Annotated in this window: 5 protein-coding genes; 1 reads left to right on the top strand and 4 read right to left on the bottom strand. The window is 66.9% G+C overall.

Annotation, left to right across the window (positions count from 1 at the left end; translation table 11 throughout):
• The 4 genes from ACWGKS_RS29460 to ACWGKS_RS29445 all read right to left on the bottom strand — a co-directional run.
• The coding region (locus ACWGKS_RS29460; protein WP_452524968.1) for a BTAD domain-containing putative transcriptional regulator at positions 1-2,308 on the bottom strand (2,308 nt) is incomplete at its 3' end.
• 348 nt (positions 2,309-2,656) lie between these two features.
• Entirely contained in the window at positions 2,657-2,821 is a 165-nt protein-coding gene (locus ACWGKS_RS29455) for a hypothetical protein (protein ID WP_358513890.1), read from the bottom strand.
• 174 nt (positions 2,822-2,995) lie between these two features.
• Complete coding sequence (locus ACWGKS_RS29450; protein ID WP_358514480.1) at positions 2,996-3,649, bottom strand: response regulator transcription factor; 654 nt, start codon at positions 3,647-3,649, stop codon at positions 2,996-2,998.
• Positions 3,646-4,851 (bottom strand): sensor histidine kinase, encoded by a 1,206-nt coding sequence (locus ACWGKS_RS29445; RefSeq protein ID WP_358514478.1) that lies wholly within the window; start codon positions 4,849-4,851, stop codon positions 3,646-3,648. Before ACWGKS_RS29445 ends, ACWGKS_RS29450 begins: the two co-directional genes overlap by 4 nt.
• A gap of 124 nt (positions 4,852-4,975) precedes the next feature.
• Between ACWGKS_RS29445 and ACWGKS_RS29440 the strand changes: the two genes are divergently transcribed.
• Positions 4,976-5,908, top strand: a 933-nt coding sequence (locus tag ACWGKS_RS29440; RefSeq protein ID WP_452524965.1) for a DUF418 domain-containing protein, incomplete at its 3' end; no start/stop codon positions are given.

Here is a 5,908-nt window from a genome sequence, read left to right as displayed (position 1 = left end):
CCTGGAACTCGTCGAGAGAGGCCCTGTACTCGGAGATCGCTCGCAGGTGATCATCCTGGTCGGCGTGGAGAAGACCGACCTGGTCCCGGGCATACGGGATGTTCTGCCGACGACCGCACTCCTCCCACAGCGCGATCGCACGACCGAGGAGTTCCTCGACCTCACCCCGATCCATCAGCTTCAACCGCATGACGGCCAACTCGTAGAGAGCGTCCGCCGTGCCGAGGGGATCACTCAACTCACGCCAGGCCTCCACCGCCTCGACGAAGAGCTTTTCCGCCCGGTCCCAGGGGCCGTTGGTCTCCAAGAGCCCGGCCATGGCCAATGGAATCCTCGCCACGTACTCCGTGAACCCTCGTTCCCGGGCGTGTTCAATGACCCTCTCCACCGATGGAAAGGTGTCCGCGAACCACTCTCGTGCCTCTCTCGGGCTCTCGAAGTCCGGAGTGGCCGAACTACGCGTGATCGGGCGCTCCGTTCGTTGGCGCCCCGGCATCGCCGTGCGATCGGCGTTGTCCACGGTGGCCAGGTAGTAGTCCAAGATGCGCCGTTCCACCTCCCACCGCTGTCGCTCGGACATCGTCCGAGCCGCACGTTGGCGGGCGAATCGCCTCACGGAATCGTGCATCCGGTAACGCCCTGGGCTGACCTCGTCCAGGAAATGGACGTCGATCAGCTCATCCAGGGCCTTCTCCGTCTCGTCCCAATCACCTACGGATGCCGCCGCCGCGTGGTCCGGAACCACCGTCGTGGGGTGCAGACCCACACAAAGAAAGACCTGTCGGGCCCACACGTCCAGAGTTTCGTAGGTGTCGATGAAGACCGCCAAAGCCTCCGAATCCGCACCTTGCTCGGACGCCCTCGTATGCCTCTCAAGGTGATCTGCGAGACGGTCCAGGCTCCACGTGAACCGGCGCCTCAGCTGAGCCGAAGCGATCCACAACCCGAGCGGCAACCGATCGGCCAAGGCCACGACCCGGCTCACGCCCTCTTCCTCGACGTCACGCCCGCTGAAGGCGGCGAACATCCGTACAGCGTCTTCTTCGTCCAAAGGTCGTAGCCACAGCCGACGAGCGCCGTGGAGTCCGGCGAGGCTGCGTCTGCTGGTCACGAGTACGACGCTCCCAGCGGCCCCCGGAATCACCGGCACCACCTGGTCGTGGTGGTCCGCGTTGTCCAGGAGAAGGAGCACCCGCCGACCCGCGACCTGATTGCGCCACAGCGCCACACGCGCCTCGGGTTCTGTGGGGATACCGCTGCCCGAAACCCCGAGCATCTGTAACAGGCGGAAGAGGACCTGGTCCGAACTCGCTCCGGTCAAATCGGTCTGCAATCTGACGTCGAAGGCGTCTCGCAGGCGATGAGCGGCGTGCACGGCCAGGCTCGTCTTACCGACTCCGCCCAGGCCATGAATCAAGTGCACCGTCGATCGGCCATCGGAAGCACGCACTGAGGTGAGCAGGGTTTCGAGTTCCTCGTCCCGTCCCAGGAAGTCGGAGACGTCGGCTCGAAGAGTGTCCACTACCTCTCGACGGGGCTCCGCGAGGGGAACGGGTTCGGCCCATCGGCCTTCGTCGCCGTCGGCCTCGGTAAGGATCCGTTGGAAGAGCACTCGTGTTCGGGGACTGGGCTGGATGCCCAACTCGGCGACCGTGTGCTCCCGTAGCTCGGTGTAACACTCGATCGCCTCGGTGTGCCGACCGCACATCTCCAGGGCCTTCATGTGCAGGTACGCCAAGGTCTCGTCACGAGGGTGGTCCTCCAGCCGGAGGAGGGCCTCTTCGGGACCACCGAGGACGAGCCCCACCTCCGCCCACTGGCCGAGCAGACGGCGGTGCCCATGGGCCATGCGCCGCCGTAGGGAATCCGCCCACACCCCGGCGAACTCGGTGAGGGGTTCGCCGTCCCACAACTCCAGGGCCTCTTCCAGGAGCGCGAATGCCGCCGCGTGCTCTCCCCGTTGGGTGAGCTTGCGTGCTTGGTCGGAGAGGTTCCGGGCCCGATGCCAGTCGACCGCGTCGGGGTCGACCTCCAGGGTGTAGGTACTGGACCGACGTTTGATGTCGGTCGGCACGCCCGCGTCCTTGAGGCTTCTCCGGATCCGGCTGCAATAGGAGTAGACACTCGTGTGCACCGAGTCGGGCGGTGCTTCGCCCCAGACGCGGTCGATGAGGGTCGAGGTCGGTACGGGACGACCGACGGACTCTGCCAGTACCGCGAGGACGAGGCGGGCCTTGGGGGAACCCACGTCGACCGATCGGTTCTCGACCAGAATCTGTGGGACCGGGGTGAGGATTCGTATTTCCAACTTGTCACCACCCAACACGAACCATCATGACATCCGAATTACGGATTGCCAAGATTATTGATTCGGTCATCTTCAAAGAGTCCAGAATAAGACCCCATGAACAGGCAGGATACCCGCCAGGCAGGCGACAAACCTCGATGCTCGCATTCACACAGGTCGCGCGGTGTACATTCCGGCCCAATGGCGCTAGCATTCTCGAAACCGTGCACGTGAATTGCGCACGTTCCGCCGCACGTCATTCTGCACATTCCTCGGCACGTGCATATGTTCGGGCATACGAAAGGTGCCGTGTCGAACCCCGCTCGACACGGCACCTCGCTCACGGCCTTGAGCCGTGGCTCCCCGGCCTCAGGCGGCCAGGGTGTGGGAGCGCGGTGTCCGAATCCGCGCCCACAGCCTGCGCAGCCCCGGCCCGCGAGTCTTCACCGAGGCGACGAGACGATCGTGACGGGCCACACGCTCGGCCTCGGCACGGTAGAGGTCGGCGGCCTGGGCGCTGAGGTCGGCGTGCATGGTGGTCTCCTCCGGGGTCTGTGCCGGGGCTGTTCTCCCGACTGATTCCAGATTCGCTCTAAGGCCCCCGGCCGCGCATCGGAAGAGTGCAGCGGATCCGCCTCTCGGGGATGCCTTAGGTCGAACCGCAGACCGCCTTAGAGATCGTCTCGCTCGGTCGACACGAGGACGTGCTCAGTCGTCCGCCCAGGTGGTCAGTCCATGGCGATAGGCGTAGACGGCCGCCTGCACCCGGCTCTCCAGCCCCAGCTTGGCCAGGATCCGGGTCACATGGACCTTGGCCGTGCCGTGGGTGATGCTCAACTCCCCGGCGATCCGGGCGTTGCTGCGTCCCTTGGCCACCAGCACCAGCACCTCCCGTTCTCGGGGCGTCAGCTCTTCGACCAGCAGTGGGGGCCTGCGCGGCGAGGTCCTCGCGAAGCGCTTCACCAGGCGCGGTGTGACCCGTGGATCGATCACCCCTTGACCTGAGGCCGCTGCTCGCACCGCCTCCACGTACAGTTCCGGGTCGCTCTCCTTGAGCAAAAAGCCCACCGCCCCCGCTTGAAGAGCCCCGAACAGGTAGTCGTCGGTATCGAAGGTGGTCAGCATGACCGTCGACGGCGAGGGCGAGAGCCCCGATAGCTCCCGGGCCGCCTCGACACCGTCAGTGCCGGGCATCCGGATGTCGGTGAGGACCACGTCCGGGCTCAGTCGGCGTGCCATGGCCACCAACTCCCGGCCGTTGGCCGCCGCGCCCAGCACGTCGATGTCCTCGACCGGCCGGAAGAGTAGCCGCAGCCCCTCGCGGGCGGCCGGCTGGTCGTCGGCGATCAGCAGTCGGATCATTCGTCCCCTCTCACGGGGAGTACGGCCCGCACCCGCCAGCCCCGGCCCGGGCCACTCCCCGTATCCAAGACACCGCCCAGTTCCCCGACACGGTCCCGCATTCCCGCCAGGCCGCGCCCGCCCGATCCCTTGTCCCCCGTCACGCGCCGTCCGTCGTCCTCCACCGTGACCGTCAGCGTGTTCGCCGTGCGGCTCAATTCCACCCGGACCCGCCGTGCCGACGAGTGCCGCAGCACGTTGCCCAGGGACTCCTGGACGATCCGGTACACGTCTACTCCCACCCGCTCCGGCAGCCCCTCCCCGATTCCCTCGGGCATCATCAATTCCACGTGCACTCCCGTGTTCTCCAGAGCCGCCACCAGGGGCGGAAGGTCCGCCGGCCCCATGCCCGAGGCCGATCCGGTGAGCCGGTCCCCGTGTAGGGAGTCCAGCAGTTCGCGCACCTCCCGCACCGCGCGGCCGGACATCTGCGCGACCGACTCCAGCACCGCGACCGCCTCTGGGTCCCTGCCTCCCAAAGCCTGCCGACCACCGACCGCCAACAGCCGGATCGCACTGAGATGGTGGCCCGCGATGTCATGCACCTCGCGGGCGATCCGCTCCCTCTCGCGCAGCCGTTCGCGCTCGAACTCGTTGCGCGTCGCACGCCGGATCCCCTCGGCGCGGTCGGCCCTGAGCCGCCACACGTAGCCCACCAGGACGGACACGAGGACGGGGACCGCTGCCATGGAGAAGTCCACACCGTCCCCGATCACGGACGCGGCCGGCGCGAAGGGATCCCCCGACCACTCGACCAGCGAGTTGGCGTCAGGGTAGACGACCACCAGGTAGGTGAACCACCACGCGACCGCCACCGGCACCAGCACCGGCACCGCGCCGGGGCGTTGGTGGGCGAGGGTCGCCACGGCGAACACGCCAGCGATAACGGAGCCGTCCTGGTCCACGAGCGCGAACGAGACGAACAGGAGGGAGCCGGTGGCCAGAGCCACGGCGGCCGGGAACCGCCGCCGCAGCACCAGGGGAGCACAGGCGAGCAGCACGACCAGGTCGCTGAACCACCCATGAGTGCCGTACTCGACGCGGGACAGCCCCAAGGCCGCCAGTCCCACCAGTAGCGTCACCACGATGTCGCGCACCGGAACGGGGAGCCACCGCCACCGCCGCATCCGCGCGACCACTCCGAGACCCGTTGTCGCACCCATCCGTACATGGTGCGGTACGTGGACGGGGTCCGCGTCCGCCGAAAGGTATACGGCCGTCGGGTGGAAAACGAGCTATGTCCTTCGGTAGATGCCCCGGCGGACACCCACCCGCGACCATGCGCCCATGCACACGACCCCACGACCCTTCGAACCCGCTCGCATACCGCTTCTGGACGTGCTGCGCGGTTTCGCCATCCTGGGCACCCTCGCCATGAACATCTGGCTCTTCGGCTACCCCCGGACCGGCAGCTTCGGCCCCGTCGCCGAGGGGCTGCAAACCCTGTTCCTCAACGGCAAGTTCTTCGCGATGCTCACCCTGCTGTTCGGCGTGGGCCTGGCCATCCAGTACAGGGCCGCCACGGAGCGCGGTCGCCCTTGGGCGGGCCGACAGCGTCGTCGTGCCTTCCTCCTGCTGATCGAGGGGGCGCTGCACGGCGTCCTCCTCTTCAGCTGGGACATCCTCATGGGCTACGCGCTTACGGCACTCGTGGTGGTCTACGTGCTCGGTCTCTCCGAGCGGACGCGTTCGGCCATCATGTGGTCCGTCCTGGGCCTGCACCTCACCTTCGTGGGCGGGATGACGGCGATAATGCTCCTGTTCTTCCCCATCGTCCACGTGACTGAGCCCCCGGAGTCCACCGAGTCGGGCCGGCTGTACCTGGAAGGAAGCTACGCCGACCAGGTTCTATACCGGATGGCGAACTTTCTGGACGACCGGACGGAGATGATCACCAGTTTCCCGCTGATGGTGTTCCTCTTCTTGTTGGGAGCGCGCCTGTACCGGTCCGGAGCGTTCGGGGCCGACCTGGTCGGTCGGACCATGCGGGCCCGCATGGCGGTCTGGGGACTGGGGTTGGGTCTGCCGCTCAACGCTCTGGCCGTCATCTGGAACGAGCACCTCGCCTTTGCGGGACGTCTCGTCTTCTCCGTGGTGCTGATGCTGGGCTACCTGGGGCTCGTAGGAGTGCTGTTCGACCGGGTACGACGCCCCGGGCCCGTGACGGCCGCTTTGAGCTCGGTGGGCAGGACCGCGCTCAGCTGCTACATCCTCCAGAAC

Source organism: Nocardiopsis sp. NPDC055879 (assembly GCF_053615935.1).
This window is presented reverse-complemented; position numbering and strand designations above follow the sequence as displayed.